The 17,273-nt window shown below is 40.8% G+C and carries 19 protein-coding genes; 16 read left to right on the top strand and 3 right to left on the bottom strand.

The features are described 5' to 3' along the window. Positions 1 to 139: 139 nt before the first annotated feature. Positions 140 to 523 carry a type II toxin-antitoxin system death-on-curing family toxin gene (locus tag HFELIS_RS08135; protein WP_013470078.1) on the bottom strand — a complete coding sequence of 128 codons (384 nt, stop codon included), beginning with the start codon at positions 521 to 523 and terminating at the stop codon, positions 140 to 142. Next, complete coding sequence (locus HFELIS_RS09540; RefSeq protein WP_013470077.1) at positions 524 to 649, bottom strand: hypothetical protein; 126 nt, start codon at positions 647 to 649, stop codon at positions 524 to 526. It lies immediately after the preceding gene. An 884-nt stretch (positions 650 to 1,533) separates the two neighbouring features. Here HFELIS_RS09540 and HFELIS_RS08130 point away from each other — a divergent pair. The 16 genes from HFELIS_RS08130 (at position 1,534) to HFELIS_RS09075 (ending at position 15,447) form a co-directional block, all read left to right on the top strand. After that, positions 1,534 to 3,159 (top strand): HAD-IIIC family phosphatase, encoded by a 1,626-nt coding sequence (locus HFELIS_RS08130; protein ID WP_231844171.1) that lies wholly within the window; start codon positions 1,534 to 1,536, stop codon positions 3,157 to 3,159. Then, entirely contained in the window at positions 3,137 to 3,385 is a 249-nt protein-coding gene (locus tag HFELIS_RS08125; RefSeq protein ID WP_013470075.1) for an acyl carrier protein, read from the top strand. The genes HFELIS_RS08130 and HFELIS_RS08125 overlap by 23 nt, the downstream gene beginning before the upstream one ends. Continuing rightward, positions 3,360 to 3,776, top strand: coding sequence for a MaoC/PaaZ C-terminal domain-containing protein (locus tag HFELIS_RS08120; protein WP_041302933.1), 417 nt, complete (start codon positions 3,360 to 3,362; stop codon positions 3,774 to 3,776). The genes HFELIS_RS08125 and HFELIS_RS08120 overlap by 26 nt, the downstream gene beginning before the upstream one ends. Continuing rightward, entirely contained in the window at positions 3,769 to 4,233 is a 465-nt protein-coding gene (locus HFELIS_RS08115; RefSeq protein ID WP_041302930.1) for a MaoC/PaaZ C-terminal domain-containing protein, read from the top strand. The genes HFELIS_RS08120 and HFELIS_RS08115 overlap by 8 nt, the downstream gene beginning before the upstream one ends. Further along, positions 4,230 to 4,940, top strand: a complete 711-nt coding sequence (locus HFELIS_RS08110; RefSeq protein WP_013470072.1) for an SDR family NAD(P)-dependent oxidoreductase — start codon at positions 4,230 to 4,232, stop codon at positions 4,938 to 4,940. The genes HFELIS_RS08115 and HFELIS_RS08110 overlap by 4 nt, the downstream gene beginning before the upstream one ends. A 13-nt stretch (positions 4,941 to 4,953) precedes the next feature. Continuing rightward, complete coding sequence (locus HFELIS_RS08105; RefSeq protein WP_013470071.1) at positions 4,954 to 6,414, top strand: MBOAT family O-acyltransferase; 1,461 nt, start codon at positions 4,954 to 4,956, stop codon at positions 6,412 to 6,414. Positions 6,415 to 6,957: 543 nt separating this feature from the next. Continuing rightward, the gene (locus HFELIS_RS08095; protein WP_081458357.1) at positions 6,958 to 7,761 is read left to right on the top strand and encodes a polysaccharide deacetylase family protein; all 804 of its coding nucleotides are present in this window, start codon (positions 6,958 to 6,960) and stop codon (positions 7,759 to 7,761) included. Further along, a complete protein-coding gene (locus tag HFELIS_RS08090; RefSeq protein WP_013470070.1) occupies positions 7,754 to 8,833 on the top strand; it encodes a hypothetical protein in 1,080 nt (359 codons plus the stop codon). The genes HFELIS_RS08095 and HFELIS_RS08090 overlap by 8 nt, the downstream gene beginning before the upstream one ends. Positions 8,834 to 9,111: 278 nt before the next feature. Beyond that, positions 9,112 to 9,345, top strand: a complete 234-nt coding sequence (locus HFELIS_RS08085; protein ID WP_013470069.1) for an acyl carrier protein — start codon at positions 9,112 to 9,114, stop codon at positions 9,343 to 9,345. Positions 9,346 to 9,674: 329 nt separating this feature from the next. Continuing rightward, complete coding sequence (locus tag HFELIS_RS09535; RefSeq protein ID WP_013470068.1) at positions 9,675 to 10,082, top strand: outer membrane beta-barrel protein; 408 nt, start codon at positions 9,675 to 9,677, stop codon at positions 10,080 to 10,082. After that, positions 10,052 to 10,267 carry an outer membrane beta-barrel protein gene (locus HFELIS_RS09530; RefSeq protein ID WP_081458355.1) on the top strand — a complete coding sequence of 72 codons (216 nt, stop codon included), beginning with the start codon at positions 10,052 to 10,054 and terminating at the stop codon, positions 10,265 to 10,267. The genes HFELIS_RS09535 and HFELIS_RS09530 overlap by 31 nt, the downstream gene beginning before the upstream one ends. After that, on the top strand, positions 10,225 to 10,452 hold the full coding sequence (locus HFELIS_RS08640; protein ID WP_081458354.1) for an outer membrane beta-barrel protein: 228 nt from the start codon (positions 10,225 to 10,227) through the stop codon (positions 10,450 to 10,452). Before HFELIS_RS09530 ends, HFELIS_RS08640 begins: the two co-directional genes overlap by 43 nt. Before the next feature lie 783 nt (positions 10,453 to 11,235). Next, entirely contained in the window at positions 11,236 to 12,318 is a 1,083-nt protein-coding gene (locus HFELIS_RS08075) for a replication initiation protein (protein WP_041302924.1), read from the top strand. After that, positions 12,231 to 12,962 (top strand): hypothetical protein, encoded by a 732-nt coding sequence (locus HFELIS_RS08070; protein ID WP_148229955.1) that lies wholly within the window; start codon positions 12,231 to 12,233, stop codon positions 12,960 to 12,962. The genes HFELIS_RS08075 and HFELIS_RS08070 overlap by 88 nt, the downstream gene beginning before the upstream one ends. A 309-nt stretch (positions 12,963 to 13,271) precedes the next feature. Further along, the gene (locus tag HFELIS_RS09080; protein ID WP_013470066.1) at positions 13,272 to 15,188 is read left to right on the top strand and encodes a coiled-coil domain-containing protein; all 1,917 of its coding nucleotides are present in this window, start codon (positions 13,272 to 13,274) and stop codon (positions 15,186 to 15,188) included. A 94-nt stretch (positions 15,189 to 15,282) separates the two neighbouring features. Further along, positions 15,283 to 15,447, top strand: a complete 165-nt coding sequence (locus HFELIS_RS09075) for a hypothetical protein (RefSeq protein WP_158305103.1) — start codon at positions 15,283 to 15,285, stop codon at positions 15,445 to 15,447. Between the two features lie 244 nt (positions 15,448 to 15,691). Here the strand turns inward: HFELIS_RS09075 and HFELIS_RS08060 are convergent, their stop codons facing one another. Then, entirely contained in the window at positions 15,692 to 16,774 is a 1,083-nt protein-coding gene (locus HFELIS_RS08060) for a replication initiation protein (protein ID WP_049776978.1), read from the bottom strand. Positions 16,775 to 17,273: the final 499 nt, after the last annotated feature.

Genomic DNA, 17,273 nt, shown 5'->3' with positions numbered 1-17,273 from the left:
CACTAGAAGCCACTCTAAGTGGCAAAAGAGCTTGAAGTAAGGGTGGTTTATGAATGACTTAAAACCTAAAAACCCTAGCAAGACACAAGACAACACCATACAAGGCATGTTTTGTTGTTTTTTAGGCTTTAATCTAGAGCTAATCGAGCTTTTGTAAATACTCTGCAAGGATTATCTCTAGCTGTTTTTTATTGATTTTGTCTGTGGCTATATCTAACACTAATGGCTCAAAAAATTTTTCACAATCTGCGCTAATAGGCTTGTCATTGAGCTTTAAAAAGTGGATTGCCAAATACACGGCTGTGCGTTTATTGCCATCGACAAAAGGGTGGAACTTCACACAAGAAAAGACAAGATGCGCCAATTTAGATTCAAAAGCGGGGTAATAAATGTCGTTTTGAATATTGTTTAAAGCACTCTGTAAATACCCAAGACTTGTGCAGTTGTAACCCCTTAGCCCTTGCGTGATCTCTAGGATTTCATCATGGATTTCAACCGCAGTTTGTAGATCGAGATAAAACACCTACTTTTGCGCCAATCGTTGATAAACCGCCAAGATCTCAGGGTTTTTCAGTCTCTCTTTACATTCGGCACGCACTTTTTGGAGCTTTTTGGCGTATTCTTGGGAACTTGGTTTTTGTGATGGCATGGACATCCTTTTAAAAAGCATTCTAGCATAACTAAACCACTCTAAGGAGCCTAGAGAACACAGAGACTAAGCTAGAAACAAGCTAAGCGAAACCAAAACAAATGTAAAGCAATCTAAGGTCTTTAGAAACGCTGGAGAGCAACATACGCATCATAATCTATCTAGCCAAGTAGCCTATGATAAAGGACCAAATTGATTTGTGCTCAACTCGGGCAATTTCTCAAAAGCAATTCTCAGGATAGTTCTCAAGATAAGTTGGATTCTAAGTGAAGTGCCCGAATGCTAAAGGCATTTGGATTTTCTAGGCTAGTACTACCAATTAGGGGGATTGATTTTCTCGTTCTGTGTCCCTGTATGTTATCAAGATTTTTTCAAATCGATTTACATCTTGTCATATGGTGTCCTAGAACATATGTGCTGTGAAAAATATTTTAGTTTTCAAAATAAAAAGCAGTTAGCTTAAGATATGCTCAACTCTCACAAAATTAGTGATTTTTGATTACTATGGTGTATAATAGATGAGTCTAAGTTCTGTTAATATGTTTTTACGGTGGTTCCCTTGTGTTGTGTTCTTGGTCCCGTATTAGAAAAGTTTTAGTGGAGCAAAATGATAGCCAATTAGTGCACCTACTATTGCCTATGACAGATAACAAAAGTTCTATAGTCTTTATGAGTTGTTGGACAGTGATTTGCTTATGTTCATCTTCAAATTTTTAATTTTAAAGTTATTGTATGCAAGATATTTCGTATTTTCTGCGTCATAAAAAACGCCTCAAAAGAGAGTTGTTAGATTCTGCGGGGGGGGGGGGGGGTGGCTTTCTAAGAAAATAGCCCTCTTAGGAGGCTCAAGCACAGCCGAGCTTAAAGACCTTTTGGAGGTTTTTTTGCTCCAAAGGGGTATCACCCCTAGCTTTTATGAAAGCGACTACAGGCGTTACTACGAAGAAAGCGCGTTTGAAAACCCCGCTTTAAGGGATTTTGCTCCCGATCTCATCTATTTACACACCTCTTGGCTCAATATCGAGCACTTCCCCGCACTTAACGCCTCAGCGGAAGAAATCGCCAAACTTGTCCAACAAGAGATGAATAAAATAGAGATCATGCTCATCTCTTTAAAGACCCGTTATTCTTGCGCGATCATCATTAATAATTTTGATTTGCCCCAGCACCGATCATTAGGTAATTTGGATTATTCAAGTGGCAAGACCCATTTTATCCATGCTCTCAACACCGCCATTATCAAGCTTGTCAAAGAACACCCCTCGGTGTATATGCAAGATTTGTTGTATCTGTCCGCTCAAGTGGGGCTGTCTAAGTGGTTTGATCCTAGCCTATACTACCGCGCCAAGTATGCGATGAGCTATGAAGGCTTGGCTTGCGTGGCTTTGAATTTGAGCAAGCTGACCTGCGCTATTTTTGGGCTTTCTAAAAAAGTCTTGATCTTGGATATGGATAATACCCTTTATGGCGGGGTGATTGCCGATGATGGTTTAGCGGGCTTGGTAATCGGAAGTGAGAGTGCACTAGCTGAGAGCTATAGTGCCTTCCAACGCTATATTTTAGAACTCAAAGAGCGCGGGGTGGTGCTTGCTATCTGCTCTAAAAACACGCATGAAAACGCCCTTTTGGCACTCTCGCATGAGAACATGCTGTTAAAACCAGCTGATTTTGCTTGTATTAAGGCCAATTTTGAGCCCAAAGATCGCAATATTGTAGAGATTGCCAAAGAACTCAATTTGGGGCTAGATAGCTTTGTCTTTGTGGATGACAACCCGGCCGAGCGCGCTTTAGTTTCTGCCCAATTGCCTAGCGTGGCTGTGCCCGACATAGGGCAACCTGAAGATTACACCACAAAGCTAGATGAAGCGGGGTATTTTGAGCCCATTTCTCTTAGCCAAGAGGATTTAGCCCGCGCTGCCCAATACCAAGCTAATGCCCAGCGCCAAAGTGCACAGCAACAATTTGGATCTTATGCCGAGTTTTTACAAAGCTTAGAAATGCGCGCCCTGATCGCCCCCTTTCACCCCAATGCCTTTGAGCGCTTAACCCAACTCATCAACAAGACCAACCAATTTAACTGCACCACAAAGAGATGTACCCTAGCGCAAGTGCAAGAGTGGGCGCAAAGTCCGGCTTATATCACGCTTTATGGACAGCTTGTGGATAAATTCGGGGACAATGGCATCGTGGCGATCAGCGTGGGGCGCATTGAGGGGGAGATTTGCCATTTAGAAATTTGGCTGATGAGTTGTCGGGTTCTTAAGCGCGATCTAGAATTTGCCATGCTCAATGCCTTAGTCAAAAAGGCTGGAAAGCTAGGCGTGCAAACCCTCAAGGGCTATTACCACCCCACGCCTAAAAATGCGATGGTCGCCCAGCTTTATGCCGGCTTTGGTTTCACTTTAGAGAGCCAAAGCGAGGGCGGGAGCGTTTTTAGTTTGGATTTAGAGAAACACACAGACAAACCCCACTATATAAAGGTAAATGATGGAAACAACACAGATTTTTAGCCAGTTGCAAGAGATTTTTAGAGATATTTTTGACGACTCGAGTTTAGTCATCAATGAGAGCACAAACGCTAACGACATTGAGGATTGGGATAGCCTAAATCACATTAGTTTGATCAGTGCCATTGAGAAACATTTTAAAATCAAGTTCCACTTAAGCGAATTGCAAGGGCTTAAAAATGTGGGTGAAATGGTGGCGTTGATTGAACGCAAACTTGAGCATGCTTAAAACCTACCGCTTTGCCGACCTCTTTGAGGGGTTAGAGGAAAGTTTTAGCCTAGATTTGACCCCGCAACATTTGCAAAACTTTAGTGCACTGAGTGGCGATCACAATCCCCTACACACAGACCCTACTTACGCTAAAGAAAAAGGCTTTAAAGGTTGCGTGGTGCATGGGATGTTACACAGCGCGTATTACTCGACTTTGGTGGGGATGCATTTGCCCGGTAAATACGCTCTCTTTCAGGGGATTAAAGTGGCTTTCAAAAACCCTCTCTATGCCCCCGCAAATTTGCGTGTGTGGGGCAAGATCACCCATTGCAATGCAAGCTTTAAAACGATCGAGATCAGCGCAGGCATTGATGCCCTCATCGGGGGGGGGGGGGGGAGCTATGTGTGAGCCGCGCCAAATTACAGGTGGGGCTGTTGGTCTAAAGCATGCGTATAAGTTTCAAGAATTGCGTGTGGGCATGTGTGGCGGGTTTAGCGTTGTGGTGACTGCAGAAATGTTGGAAAAATTCAGGGTCCTAAGCGGCGATGATAGCCATTTGCACGCCAACACGGATTACATGCTTTCAAAGGGTTTTAAGGGGGTGCTCTTGCACGGGGCGGCACTGGGCATGTTTTATTCTAGGCTAGTGGGTAAGCACTTGCCCGGGGAATATGCCATGTCTTTAAGTTATGACCTACGCTTTAAAAAACCCGTGTATGTGGGGGATTGCTTGCAGGTGAGCGGGCGCATTGTGCATTTGAATGAGGCTTTCCAAGTGGCAAGTTTAAAAGCGCGCATTGAGAATATCAATGATGAACCCTTTTTAGTGAGCACTGCAGACATTTTAGCCAAGGTCTTAGAATGAAAGATACCTATTTAATCTTAGGGGCTTCCTCGGATTTGGGGCTAGCCCTTTTGGAGGCATTGCCAAGAGAAGCCATTATTTTAGCCCACAGCCACAAAAGCCCCCTGCCCAACAAGCCTAATTTACACCCCCTCAAGGCGGATTTAAGCTCTTTGCAAGAAGTGCAAGCCTTGATTGAAAACATTAAGGCTAACCACCCCACGCCTAATAAAATCGTGCATCTAGCCCACCCCAAGTATGCCTACACCCGTCTTAAAGACATCTCCCCCCAAGCCTTGCAACACGACTTTAGCGCCAGTGTGCAAAGCTTCTTTTTGATGTTGCAGGCCTTTTTACCCCCCCTTGCGCACCAAAAACAGGGGGGTAAGGTGGTGGCAATGCTCTCAAGTTTTGTGTGCAACATCCCCCCCAAACACACCAGCGTTTATACCACGATGAAATATGCCTTGTTAGGGCTCATGCGTTCTATGGCAAGCGATTACAAGGAGCACAATATTCAAATCAACTGCCTCTCTCCCTCCATGATCGAAACCAAGTTTTTAGAAAGCATCGATCCTAAAATCGTGCAGGTGGCAGCTGAAAACCACCCTCTAAAGCGCAACGCCACCCCAAAGGACATTGTGCCCATGTTGCTCTTTTTGCTCTCTAGTGGGAGCGATTACATGACAGGGCTAAACATCCCCATCACGGGCGGGTTGGGATTTTAACAGAAAGGTTTTTATGCTTTTTAATTCTGTAGAGTTTATTTTTATGTTTTTGCCCTTGAGCTTTTTGGGCTATTTTGTTTTAAGCCGTTGGAGTGCTTTGGGGGCGAAGGCGTTTTTAGTGGGGGCGAGTTTGTTTTTTTACGCCTATTGGAATGTCAAATACCTCCCCCTCATTTTAATTTCCATTATTTTTAACTACGCCATTGTGCAAGCGATGTGGGCTAAACCCAAGCTAGCCAAAGGCTTTTTAAGCTTAGGATTAGTGACTAATTTAGCCCTCTTGGGTTACTTCAAATACGCCGACTTCTTCATCAACAATTTCAACACCGCTTTTAGCACCTCTTTTAACCTCTTGCATTTGGCTCTGCCTTTGGCTATTAGCTTTTTCACTATCCAGCAAATCACTTTTTTATTGGATAGTTACGCCAAGATCGATTCCCCTAATATAGAACCTAACCCCCCTACTAATTTCTCTAACTTTCTAGATTACGCACTATTTGTAACTTTTTTCCCTAAACTCATTGCCGGTCCCATTGTGCACCATAAAGAGATGATGCCCCAATTTTCTCAAGACAGCAATAAGCATATTTCTTTAGACAACATTGCAAGCGGGGTGTTTATTTTTTCCATTGGACTTTTTAAAAAGGTGGTGATTGCTGATAGCCTTGCTAAAATCGCCACTCTGGGCTTTGACACCTCTAAGACACTCTCTGCCTTGGAGGGCTGGATGACCTCTTTATCCTATACTTTCCAACTCTATTTTGATTTCAGTGGGTATACAGACATGGCTATTGGAGTGGCTTTACTCTTTAATATCCGCCTGCCCCAAAACTTCAATAGTCCTTATAAAGCTTCAAGCATGATAGAGTTTTGGCAACGCTGGCACATGACCTTGAGTCGTTTTATTTTTGATTACCTATATGTATCCATCGTACGCATATTTTCTCAAATTACTTTCCATAAATCTATGTTGACGATTGTAATCGCCTTTTTGATCGCCGGACTTTGGCATGGGGCAAGCTGGCTATTTGTTTTCTTTGGTCTTTTGCACGGATTAGGTGTTGTGATCAATCACTACTGGTCTAAGAAAGTGCGCAAAAAATACAAACTCAAACCTTTGCCCACATGGTTGGGGTGGTTTATCACTTTCAATTATGTGAACATAACTTTAATTTTCTTTAGGGCTAAGGACTTTTCTGATGTATTCAAGGTGTTAAAGGCAATGTTTTTGATGAGTGGGTCTCATAGTGTTTTGTTGGTTGATTTGGATAAACCCGGCAAATTGTTTATTGGAACCGCTGCACTTCTAGCTATTTTGCTCACTTTTAGCGCTAAGAATAGTTGCCAAGCCCTAGAAAGTTTTAAACTCTCTTTGTGGCGTTTGGGGTGGATATGCACCACGATTTTACTTATAGGGTTTTATGTCTTTGGCTATACGGTTCACGCCTCTAGATTCATTTATTTCAATTTTTAGAACTGGTTATATAGGCTAAATCTTACATTTTTGCTGTCTTGATATTCACGATGTTTAGCCTTACTGGATTCATATGGTTCCTAGGGCATCTTTAGTCATTTTTCATATTTTAGAAAGCGAGGATGCTTTATAAACCTAGAATGTTAATTTTGGGTAATTTAGGCGGTCAATCACTGCTCGTTAGCAAGCATGGGTTTCTTGCAACAAGGATCCATGGCCAGTTATCAAGAAATACACATTTTCTTGGACAATGTTGCCCATTGTACGATTTATGCTATAATTTTTGTAGTTAATAGTACAACATAGAGTTCAACTTTAAAGGTAGTTGATGGCAGAAGATAGTTTGACGATTGTGATGTACCACTATGTTAGAGATCTGAAAAATAGTAGGTATCCCGCAATTAAGGGTTTTGATGTGGATGAATTTAGGACTCAGGTTGAGTTTTTTAAAAGGAACTATAGTCCTATCACAATGGAACAGCTGATTATGGCTGTTACCCCCCCCCCCCCCAAGTAGAACCTTCTAGACTTTTATCTCCTCGGATCGATTCATCCAAGCTCCCTAAAAATCCAATTCTCTTGACTTTTGATGATGGTTATATCGATCACTTTACGGTTGCCTTCCCTATTCTCCAACAATATGGTCTGCAAGGTTCGTTTTTTATACCCGGGAAAACGATTGCCGAGAGCACTTTGTTAGATGTGAATAAAATTCATTTTATTTTAGCTAGTGCTGATGTTAATGATATACTTGAGTATCTGCTAGAACGAATGGATTTTTATCGTGGCAAGGAATTTCAATATGCGAGCAACAAAACATTGTGGCATCAGTATGCCAAGGACGGAAGATTTGACACTAGGGAGGTGATTTTTGTAAAAAGAATGTTGCAAACTGTGTTGCCAGAAGAATTGAGACATATTATTTCTAGTGAGTTGTTCGCCAAATATTTAGGTTTAGCAGAGGATAAGTTTGCCAAAGAACTTTATATGAATCATGACCAAATTCGGCTCATGAAAGATGCTGGTATGTTTATTGGTTTTCATGGATACGATCACTATTGGCTCACAAGTTTAAGTGAAGAAAAAATTAAAAAAGATATCCAAAAAGGTTTAGAGGTGATCTCTCCATATATTGATGAAGATGCCTGGGTTGCCTGCTATCCATTTGGAGATTACAATCAATTGGTTCGAGATTGTTGTCAAAGCAATGGCTGTGTGCTTGGACTTACTGTCGAGGTTAGTGTTGTCGATTATCACAAACATGATCCGTTGCTATTACCCAGACTCGACTGCAATGACTTTCCTCCTAGGAGTCAAAATAAGGACATTAGGACGCTGTGTGAATAATCAAGTAAATACAAGGTTTGATGCGCTGTATGAAATAAGGTTGGCCACTCCCGATGATATTGGTAAGATCATGGAGTTTATTAGAGAATATTGGAATGAAAATCATATTCTAGCCATTAATAGAAGTTTTTTTGAATATGAGTTCAAAATGGAGGATAGGGTCAATTATATTTTGGCGATTAACAGAAAAACACAGCAAATAGATGCATGTGAGGGCATTTATATTTACTCAAAGGGCGACGATAGTACAGAGCCATTTGATATGTCTGGAGCGATGTTTCGCACGAGTCCTAATGCTGTCTTGCCGTTTTTGGGCATAGAGATTTCATACCGTAAGCGTTTTATGATGGGGGTTAAAATGCGTTCTTATATTGGAATTGGTGCGAACATCAACACAACTTATGCACTGGCAAAAACATATTTCAAAGATGACAAAGTTGGACGTTTGGAGCATTTTTACAGACTCAGTGATAAGGAAGAATATAAAATAGCCAAAGTTGCACATAAAACAAGATTGAATATCGACACAAGCAATCAGGCAGATTTTGTGCTGTTTAAAGATGCAAACCACATGTATCAAGTATTCGACAACGAGGCTTTTAAACAACATAACCCTTATAAATCTCCATGGTATGTCAATAAGCGCTATTTTAATCACCCCGTCTTTACATACAAGTTGTATGGACTAGATTCGAGCATGGTGCTTGTAAGTCGAGAGGTGGAGTATAATGGGGCAAAAATCCTAAGAATAGTGGATATATTGGGCAATCGAGATGAATTTTATAGAGCTGGGCTTGCCTTGGAGAATTTAATAAAACAAAATGGCTACGAATATGTGGATTTATACCAAAAAGGCATGAATAAAGATGGTTTGAAGAGGGCCGGCTTTTCAGAAAGGACAGAAGATGATGAGAATATTATTCCAAATTGGTTTGCTCCGTATACGGCAAAAAATGTAGAAATTTACTATCACGCCTATGGAGATAATCTTTATATGTTTAAAGCAGACGGCGATCAAGATAGACCAAGCACTCTTGATTTTAAGGTGTTCTTAGAATCTAAAAAAAAATAAAGGTTGTCTTCGGCACATTGTTTGGTATATTTTTGGATAAAAATAGGATTGCTTCTCGTGATATATCTTTAATTATCTTAAAATATTATCTTAAAATAAAGAAGAGGCTAAATAGAAGTGATGGTTGGTTGGGCTAGACTCCATCAAATGGTCATTTTTGTAAAACTAGACAACAAAACTTATATGGAGGATAGATCAATTTTATTCACAAAACGCAACACTAGGGAAGTGTATCTGCCATATCAATGCAAACACATTAATGATGAGGTGATAATTAGATGACAAAATATAAATCATGTTTTACAGCAGTGCTAGAAATTAGTGAAAATGAAGTTAATGGTCTTCAATATCAAGATGTTCCTTCATGGGATAGTGTAGGACATATGATGCTTATAGCATCACTTGAGAAAACTTTTAATATCAAATTGAGCATGGATGATGTCGTTGATTTTACTTCTTTCGAAAAAGGCATAGAAATCCTAGGCAAATATGGTATTAAATTGGATAACTAAATTGCTGGATTGTTGGAACTCCATAAACTCAAAGACAATGGCAGTGTGCTTGTGTATTTTTCGTCCCGAGAGTAGACTCTGTGTTTCTGTGTTTTTAAGCTCATCGCAAAACCAAAGAAACCAGTATTTGTCTTAATAACATCAAGCTTAGTGGAATCCCTCAGCTTGAAGAGGCTTTTCAAACATTCGACATAACCAGTCAGCAAGTGGCAGAGGCTGTGGGGGTGAGCAATAAGGGAGGAATATTTTTTTGTATTCTGGCAACGCCACTATCCCTACCTTGCAAGCCCAAATCTCTAAACTAGAAAATGCCGCCAACACACTCACCAATGCGCTGTTTTGACACACTCACCAGTGCTCCTAATGGCAAGCTTGCAGTGTCTGACTCTACCCAAAGAAACAATATTGGAACCGTCATTGCATACGACTCCACCCAAACCTCCGTCCTTGCCCAAGCCACCCAAAAAATCCTAGGCGCATATTCCCAATCCCAGCATGCAAAGTTTTTTAACCCCTACGGCTACACCATCCAAAAAATGCTCTCCTCCGTGCAACCCCACCGCACTAACACCAATCTCTATGGGGTGGATATACAGACAGGTTACAAACAATTCTTTGGCAAAAAGAAACGCTGGGGATTACGCTACTACGCTAGCTTTAGTTACAACGGGGGGGGGGAGGTAATCATAGATCCACAAACTATGGCATCAATAACTTCGCCTATGGAGCAGGGATAGATGGTCTGTATAACTTCTTTGAGAGCAAGGATCACAAATACACCAGTGGGCTCTTTCTAGGCTTGATGTTTGTGGGCAGTTCGTGGGACATTAATAGCAGATCATTAAAAACAATTCTCAATACTTGCAAACACAGCAGTGCTTGCAAGCTACAAATGGACAGAGTTACTTCCAGTTGCCCTTAACCTTTGGATTTAGAACCAACATAGGCAAACACAATGGGTTTGAAATAGGGGTGCGCATTCCACTATTACCCATGCTCAACCACTATGCCACCATCATCAATGATGGGACAATCTGGATTGACAAACAACAGATCGGCTTTAGGCGCAACGCTTCGGTGTATTTCAACTATGTCTATAATCTTTAGCCAAACCAAGTGGCTTGATCGTATTTGTTCCTTTTGCCTCAAAAATCCTCCACAATCTCTTTCAACATCCAAACCATAGTTTGATACTCCCAACCACTAACCTTGCGCTCTATGAGCCTTTAAAAGCTTTTTAAGCGCTATCTTTGTTTTATCGCTTTGCTTTGTCTTGCTTTTCAAAGGAATGATTGCTCTGTTTGATTGTTTTTTCACTCTCCCCAAAGGCATGATTACTCCATAATCGTAGATACTTCAGATCAAATGTCTAATCCTCACTTCAAAGCCTTCTCTAGAAAGCCCTACAATCAACAAAACACCCTCAACTACTAACAACCTACCTACACCCCAAAAGCGTTCTATCACCTTCTAAGATCAATTTTCTCATCTCAAAAGCTAAAGGGGGGTGTGGGGGGTCTCCCCCACAGACAAAATGTAAGCAGTGCGCTAGCACTGCATTCCGATTCTAATCTAGGGATTTGCATTTTTTCGTTTAAGCAAACTGACTCATTTTGGGGCTGATCCACATTCACGGGCGCATGCGCGCGCGCGCGCGATTTTAACCTTTTAAAAGAGCGAAGCTCTTTTTAACCTTTTAGACCCCCCGCGGGGCTCGTGTGGTGGGGGCTGGTGGAGAGTAATACCCAGTAAAATACGCACAAATACCCAGTAAAATACGCACAAATACCCAGTAAAATACGCACAAATACCCAGTAAAATACGCACAAATACATAGAATTAAGTTACATATCTATATAATTCATTGCAAATTGCCTCTAAGGTGTAGGTATGGATGTAGTAGAACAAAAACAAATCTTAATGCGACAATTCAACGATTTGCAAGCTCTAATTAGTATCGAAACAGACACTGCATTTAGGAACGCCTTAGAACAAAAGCAGACCGATTGTCTTAAAAAGTTAACTGAACTAGCCGTGCAGACAGCAAGAACTCACCAATTTCCAGACTCAGCTCCGCCCAAAAAGTTCCTCACACCGAGGACAGCAAACCAACAACCAATATCCACGCCATCCCCAGCTACAGAGATCACCACACAAGCTCCCATCCAACAACAAGACCCCCTAGAAACCCAACTTATCACCCAACAACAACCCACAACCCACCATGCTGCCTCCGAAAAGTATGTTACTTTCCACAACGATGTGAACTCTGTCTCTCTGGGCAAGCTTGGCGCACTAGAGACGAATTTGCTCTTTGCGATCTTCAACAGGCTCAAGGATAAACAAGATGAGCTCCTAGTGTTTGAGATTGATGAGATTAAAGCAATGATAGGAGCTAAGACTAAAGTTAATATCAACAACCTCTCCAAGATCGTTGAAAAGCTTTGGAAAAACATTAGAGTTGCTAACTTTTGGATTCTCTATCCCCGCGCTAAAGATGGCATCATGCTCTTTAGGAGGTTTCGCATTAACTATCACGACACCAAAAAAACTCAAGTCAAGAGCATAGAAATCCAAGTGAATATGCCCTACTTTGGTTATTTGCTCAATTTTTTAAACGCTAACTTCACTTCTTTTGAATTGCTAGAGTTTCAGAATATTCGTAGCAAATACGCTAAGACCCTATATCGCCTTCTTAAGCAGTGGAGAAGCACGGGAGTGCCTCCAAAGAAAGAGTGGAGTGAGTTTAGGGAATTGATGGGAATCTCTAGCAATATTAAGCTAATTGAAGTAATTGAGCGCGACATCCTCAAACCCGCCATCAAAGAACTCAGCAAACTCCCTCACTTTGAACACCTTTGCTACAAAAAACTAAAACAAAAGGCATGGGCAATCGTATCACCCACATTCAATTCTACTTCCAGCCAATTACTAAGACTAAGAAAGAACAAGAAAAAGCCCACCATGATCTAAGAACCATTGCATGGCACATTCGCAGTGAAAAAACTATCAAGCAACTTCAACAACAAATGAAGCAGGAGCACCAGCATGATGAAACTATGGAAGTCTTAGGTTTGTGTTTTTATAAACCTGAACAACCTGAGATCATTCTTGCTATTGATAGCATACAACCCACTCCAGAGGGTTATGAGTTTTTAGTCAAATATTACCAAGATGGTCAAGTATTTAAAGAGAGATGCGCCCCTGCACCCAACAAAGAAGTTTTGTTGAAACAAATAGCTCAATCAGGCTATCAAAGACTAGAGATACAAACAGACTACACGCTACAACAGCTATCACAACCAGCACTAGAACTACAAGAACACAATGGTTTTAAAACTTTACAAGGCTTAGTAAAGCCAAAGAAAACACAAAAACCTAAGCAAACTCAAGCTCTAAACTCTAGCAATGATTTAACAGAATACATTGGCAGAAATCTCTATATGAACACTAATGGCATTCCTTCTAATCTTAAAATCAAAGATGTCTCTACATTAGAGAGCGGACATATCCAAGTAGAGATCAAAGATGTAGACAAACCCCGCAAAGCTTTAGAACCTTTTAGTTTTAAGAGTGTCAAACATTTTGAGAATTGGTTTAAGAAGTATGAAGAGTGAGAGTATTTTAACTAGCAATCATCACGCACTTAAAAAAATCTCTTAAAGTCCCCATAGCATTTGAAGGGCAAATGACAATCAAATTAAACAGCACAATGGCATACATTACAAACCCAAGATAATACAAATTTTGATTTTTTAAGCCTCCCCGGCGTTTGAGGGGCATATTAGGCAAGCGAACTTGTGAGCGCACCCTTTAGGGTTGCCTAATCAAATTAGGCGACCCTAAAAGAGTTTCGTTTCGCAAGCTCACCGCCTAGTTTGCCCCTGCAGGGGGCTAAGAGAAAATTTTAGGAGGCATTGGTTGAAATGGGTAGCATCGCATCAATCAACTTTAAACCCACAAACAACATACAGCTACACCATAACGACCGCACAATACCACCTACATATTTGCTAGCCAAAGAATTGGGTTATGGTTTGGGTTATGGTTGTGAATGTGATAGAAGCGGTGATGATGCGTTAGCATTAAGACATGAACTAATTACTCAGGCTATTGAGAGGTATAGGCGCACTTTCAATCAGCCCTTTAAATCCAGGGGTGTTGATAAACGCATTAGCAAGGTTAAACGCATTGAGCCTAGAGCTTATGCGCAGATCATGGAGCAAGAGAAAACAAGGCGCAAAGAATTAGAAAGAGCACATAAAGAGCAGTTAGAAAGTTTGCAAGCTAACACAGAGAATCAACAAACAGAGTTACAAGCTCTACAACAAGAAAAGACAACGCTAGAACAAACCAACACCGCTTTAACACAAGAAAACACAGAACTTAAAAATTTAAACGCCACACAAGAGCGCACACACCAACAAACTTTAACAAACAAAGAACAAGCGTATCAGCAAGCTTTAGAGTTAAAGAATGCAAGCATCCATGCACTTTATCACAAGAACACTACTCTATCTCAAGAGAATCAAACACTCAAAGACAACAAGACAGAACTAGAAACCACATTGATAGACCTTGTTACAATCTTTGTCTCACAAGACAAACAAGACAAAAAGCTCACTATCAAAGAAGCTAAACCCTTACTTGAGAGTGTGAGAAAACAAATGATTACCATTAATCAGGGCTTAGGTGATCTCAAACTCTTTACACAAGAGGATTACAGAGCTTTGCGAGCCTTAAAAGATGATGGCTTGAGTATTAATGGTTTAAAAAAACGCATCACACAGATAGAGCAAGAAGCTAAGAAGCGTTATGAGAAATTACAAGAGCAATACAAAGACTATCTAAGCCCCAAGCAAGTAGAGGATAAGATAACAGCCACAAAAGCCCTATACGAGGATTATCTAAGCCCTAGTGCTGTGCAAGAGCTCAAGCAAGAACACACTAAAGAGCTTGAGAGCAGAGAGCAAAGCCACAGCAAAGCTTTGCAAGAAAAAGACATAGAACATGCTCAAGTATTAAAAGAGAAAGATAAGACCTTAGAGAAAGTGGCACAAGAACTGAAGGCTAAAGAAAGGCAAGTGCAAGAGCATGCTAGAGATTTGGCTGATAGTAACAAAGCTTTAGAGAAACTAACACAAGAACTAAAAGCCAAAGATACAGAACACACCAAAGAGTTAGAGGCACTACAAACACAACACGCTAAAGAACTAGAAAAGGCTAGAAACGAGATTGATAAAGATACAAAGCTACAAGGGTATGTGGGCAAGGTAAAAGATCTGTTGCAAAAGTTTGTGGATCAAGTCATTAATCCTATGTTAGAGAAACTCCAAACAGAGAAAGGAGCAGAGCTTAAAGCTGTGATCCAGTGGAAGAAAGATAATGAGAAAGAAAAGGCTCAATACCACGCACACCTAGCAACCCTTGCATATGATTTACTTGCAGGGAAATTCCCAAAAATAAACGCGATAGCTTTACTAATAAGCAGAGGGGGGGTTAAAAATGCAATGAACCCAGAATACTTTGAGAGCATCGCCAAAGATAGGCGAGATAGGTTTTTAAACAAACACATCAATGAGATTGAAAAAAGCCTCAATCAAGAACTCAAGCCCATTCTTGCCAAGATAGAACAAACTAGAGAATGGGAGCATAAAGCCTTGTTAGGGGGGATAAGGGGACTAGAAAATGGCATAGCCAAACTAGCTGAAGAGTTTAAGAACAGCGATGCATATGGGCAAATGCTAGAGACAGCCAAAGGGGATGCCCAATACTATAAGGGCAAAACCTTGAAGCTCACAACGGAGCTAGAAGAGAAGGACAAAAGGATTAAAAACCCTTGAGGATAAGAATACCAAGCTTAGAAACACCGATCTACGCTTGTAGAACAATGCACAGAAAACTAAGATTACAAAGCTAGAAAATCAAGTAGAGAGCTTGCAAACACAAAAAGATGATTTACAAAGAGAGCAAGACAAATTACGGACAGAGCTTATAAACACGCAAACGCAATTAAACGAGCAAGTTGCCATAACTACACAACTAAAGGCGGACTTAGAAAAATCTTTAGCGAATCAAAAAGGCAAGGGGAGAGGGATTTAATATTGATAAAAATGTTTTCTAGCCACACTAGAAGCCACTCTAAGTGGCAAAAGAGCTTGAAGTAAGGGTGGTTTATGAATGACTTAAAACCTAAAAACCCTAGCAAGACACAAGACAACACCATACAAGGCATGTTTTGTTGTTTTTTAGGCTTTAATCTAGAGCTAATCGAGCTTTTGTAAATACTCTGCAAGGATTATCTCTAGCTGTTTTTTATTGATTTTGTCTGTGGCTATATCTACCCTTAATGGCTAAATAGATCGTGTTCAGCTTGTTCTCTGTCTTTGCTAGTCTTTGTAACGGGCTGGAAGTAGAATTGAATGTGAGTGATACGATTGCCCATGCCTTTGGTTGTTAACTTTTTGTAGCAAAGATTTTCAAAGTGAGGGAGTTTGCTGAGTTCTTTGAGGGCGGGTTTGAGGATGTCGCGCTCAATTACTTCAATTAGCTTAATATTGCTAGAGATTCCCATCAATTCCCTAAACTCACTACACTCTTTCTTTGGAGGCACTCCCGTGCTTCTCCATTGCTTAAGAAGGCGATATAGGGTCTTAGCGTATTTGCTACGAATATTCTGAAACTCTAGCAATTCAAAAGAAGTGAAGTTAGCGTTTAAAAAATTGAGCAAATAACCAAAGTAGGGCATATTCACTTGGATTTCTATGCTCTTGATTTGAGTTTTTTTGGTGTCGTGATAGTTGATGGCAAAAGTCTTAAAGAGCATGTAGCTTTCATCTCTCTTGGGTAGGAGCATCCAAAAGTTAGCTAGTCTGATGTTTTTCCAAAGTCTTTTAACAACACCGCTTAATTCATTCTTACTGATTTTAACCGCATGCACCATTGTTTTGATCTCATCACAATCAAACACCAAGAGCTCATCTTGTTTGTCTTTGAGCTTGTTGAAGATTGCAAAGAGCAAGTTTGTTTCTAATGTACCTAGTTTGCCTAGAGAGACAGAATTGACATCGTTATGAAAAGTAACATACTTTTCAGAGATGGTATGGGGGATTGTGGGTTGGGGTTGGGTGATGACTTGGGTTTCTAGGGGTTGTTGCTCAGCGTTGGTTGTATTGGATTCTATAGTTGCCGGTTGCCGGTTTGGTGTATTTTGTGTGGCTGTGTCTATGACTTTGAGTTGGTTTGGAGTTGCAATTTGAGAAGTGGGCGTTGTTGAAACTTGCTTAGTTAGTTCTAATAGTTTTTTTAGGCAATCTGCTTGTTTTTGTTCTAAAGCATTTTTAAATACAGCGTCTGTTTCGACACTGATTAGGGCTTGTAGATCGTTGAGCTGTCGCATTAAAATTTGCTTTTGTTCCACCACATCCACATCTACACCTTAGAGAAAATTTGCAATGAATTATATAGATATTTACCTTAATTCTAGGTATTAGTGCGGATTTTACTAGGTATTAGTGCGGATTTTACTAGGTATTAGTGCGGATTTTACTAGGTATTAGTGCGGATTTTACTAGGTATTACCCCCCAACGAGCCCCCCACCACACGAGCCCCGCGGGGGGTCTAAAAGGTTAAAAAGAGCTTCGCTCTTTTAAAAGGTTAAAAACACGCGCGCGTATGCATGCGCGCATGGCGCGGGCGCGCATAATGCACGGGAGTCGCGCGCGCATGCGCGAGATTTCCTTAAAAAAAATGAAAATTTTTACGAAATTCGGTGTGTGAACGAATCGGTAAGCCAAGCTTACGCTTGGCATTTATTTGAAATCTTTCTTGGGGGGAAACCCCCCAAACCCCCTTTAGCTTTTGAGATGAGAAAATTGAGCTTAAAAGGTCATAGAACGCTTTAGGGGTTGTTGGTATGGGTTGAGGG

Source organism: Helicobacter felis ATCC 49179, assembly GCF_000200595.1.
GTDB classification, from domain to species: Bacteria; Campylobacterota; Campylobacteria; order Campylobacterales; family Helicobacteraceae; genus Helicobacter; species Helicobacter felis.
Note: the sequence above shows the minus strand (reverse complement) of the source record. Positions and strands in the feature narration are given on the sequence as shown.

Coding starts and splice junctions, on each gene's coding strand:
- HFELIS_RS08125 (WP_013470075.1), top strand. CDS start 3,137: ATGGAAACAACACAGATTTTTAGCCAGTTGCAAGAGATTTTTAGAGAT.
- HFELIS_RS08105 (WP_013470071.1), top strand. CDS start 4,954: ATGCTTTTTAATTCTGTAGAGTTTATTTTTATGTTTTTGCCCTTGAGC.
- HFELIS_RS08070 (WP_148229955.1), top strand. CDS start 12,231: ATGGGCAATCGTATCACCCACATTCAATTCTACTTCCAGCCAATTACT.
- HFELIS_RS08085 (WP_013470069.1), top strand. CDS start 9,112: ATGACAAAATATAAATCATGTTTTACAGCAGTGCTAGAAATTAGTGAA.
- HFELIS_RS09540 (WP_013470077.1), bottom strand. CDS start 649: ATGCCATCACAAAAACCAAGTTCCCAAGAATACGCCAAAAAGCTCCAA.
- HFELIS_RS09080 (WP_013470066.1), top strand. CDS start 13,272: ATGGGTAGCATCGCATCAATCAACTTTAAACCCACAAACAACATACAG.
- HFELIS_RS08075 (WP_041302924.1), top strand. CDS start 11,236: ATGGATGTAGTAGAACAAAAACAAATCTTAATGCGACAATTCAACGAT.
- HFELIS_RS09535 (WP_013470068.1), top strand. CDS start 9,675: ATGCGCTGTTTTGACACACTCACCAGTGCTCCTAATGGCAAGCTTGCA.
- HFELIS_RS08110 (WP_013470072.1), top strand. CDS start 4,230: ATGAAAGATACCTATTTAATCTTAGGGGCTTCCTCGGATTTGGGGCTA.
- HFELIS_RS08115 (WP_041302930.1), top strand. CDS start 3,769: ATGTGTGAGCCGCGCCAAATTACAGGTGGGGCTGTTGGTCTAAAGCAT.